Origin of the sequence: Streptomyces sp. NPDC051172, assembly GCF_040682555.1 — a bacterium.
Lineage (GTDB): Bacteria > Actinomycetota > Actinomycetes > Streptomycetales > Streptomycetaceae > Streptomyces.
Map to the genome: position 1 here is coordinate 1 of NZ_JBFBBE010000358.1, position 1,361 is coordinate 1,361.

Genomic DNA, 1,361 nt, shown 5'->3' on the forward strand with positions numbered 1-1,361 from the left:
CAGGCCGGTGAGCATGTACGACATGGTGTCTCCGTTCAGGCGGCCGCGTTGTCGAGGTGCTGGGCGACGATCTCGGTAGGGGTGGGCATGGGTCAGTCCTCCGTAGGGGTGGTGGGGGTGATGCCGCGGCGGGCGAGGATGCCCTCCAGGTGGATGCGTCGGGTCCGCTCGGTGGTCAGCTCCGCGCGCGTGGTCTCAAGGTCCTCGCGGCAGTCGTCGTACAGGTCCCGCGGCAGCGCCGCCGGGGTCTGCGTGGTGGGGGGCTCCGCGCCGGGGGCGGTCGCCGTCTCGATGCGGTGGCGTACGACCCAGCCGATGCCGGCCATGAGGGCCAGGACGATGGGGGAGAGGGAGGTGATGAGCAGGGCGATGTGCTCAGGGCTCAAGCGGGTCACCTCCCGGTGGGCGCGGTGGCGGGCTCCGGGCTGGTGGTGGCGTGGGCGGCGGCCACGAGGCGGGACAGCTCGAGGCCGACCTGGGTGGCGCGTGCGGCGCAGCCGATGGCGATGCCGGCGCCCATGATCTGTGTGGACGGGCCACCCTCGAGGCCGTAGACGGTGAAGAGGCAGACGACGTAGGTGCCCTTCGTGATGGCGAAGATCGCGCAGCCGACGAGCTCGGCGGACATGGAGTAGATGGGCAGCTTGCGGTGCGCGGCGGCGAGGGCCCCGGCGGCGGCCATGATCGGGCCGATCAGGTGCAGGCCGGCCCAGATCTCCTCCCACGGGGAGGCCAGGACCTCCTGCACAGCGCGCGAGGAGATGACCCCGGTGGCGTGCGCGACGCCGAGGACGATCATGCCGACGTACATGGTGACGGCGAGCGCGTGCGTGCTGGAGGTGACGGGGACGTGGGGTGCGGTCATCGGTGGGCCGCCGTGTCGTCAGGGTGGCGGGCCTCGGAGATGTAGAGCACGACGAGCAGCAGGCACAACCAGCCCGGGAGCGCGTAGATGATCGCGGCGGAGGGGACGCCGCCACCGATCGTGCCCCACGTGATGAGCGCGCTGATCGTCCCCCAGATCCCCGTCTGCAGGATCAACGGGGCCGGGGCGAGCTCACGCCAGCGCAGCACCACGAGCGCCGACAGGGTGCCGGCGAAGACCGCGGCGAGCGCCCACGCCACCGGGGACGCGAACTCCCACATCGGCGCCCACGTAGGCGTCTGGAACCGGTCCGGGGCGAGGGCGAACGTCAGCCCGATCGCGACGAGCGCGGCCGAGAGGGACACCGCCACGATCTCTGGAAACGCGGAACGGCGGATACGGACGACGAGCTGAGCCACGCGACGAGGCACGGGCACCTCCAAAGGGTGTCGGGAATGACGACGGCCCCCACCAGGTGTGGTGGAGGCCGCTAGGG

The 1,361-nt window shown here is 71.8% G+C and carries 3 protein-coding genes; all 3 read right to left on the reverse strand.

The features are described 5' to 3' along the window. Positions 1 to 92: 92 nt before the first annotated feature. From AB0N07_RS51075 to AB0N07_RS51085, 3 genes are read right to left on the reverse strand one after another with little or no spacing between them, the layout of a single operon-like run. The gene (locus AB0N07_RS51075; RefSeq protein ID WP_350749445.1) at positions 93 to 386 is read right to left on the reverse strand and encodes a hypothetical protein; all 294 of its coding nucleotides are present in this window, start codon (positions 384 to 386) and stop codon (positions 93 to 95) included. 5 nt (positions 387 to 391) lie between these two features. Continuing rightward, positions 392 to 865, reverse strand: coding sequence for a hypothetical protein (locus tag AB0N07_RS51080; protein ID WP_350749448.1), 474 nt, complete (start codon positions 863 to 865; stop codon positions 392 to 394). Next, on the reverse strand, positions 862 to 1,302 hold the full coding sequence (locus AB0N07_RS51085) for a hypothetical protein (RefSeq protein ID WP_350890282.1): 441 nt from the start codon (positions 1,300 to 1,302) through the stop codon (positions 862 to 864). Before AB0N07_RS51085 ends, AB0N07_RS51080 begins: the two co-directional genes overlap by 4 nt. Between the last annotated feature and the right edge of the window lie 59 nt (positions 1,303 to 1,361).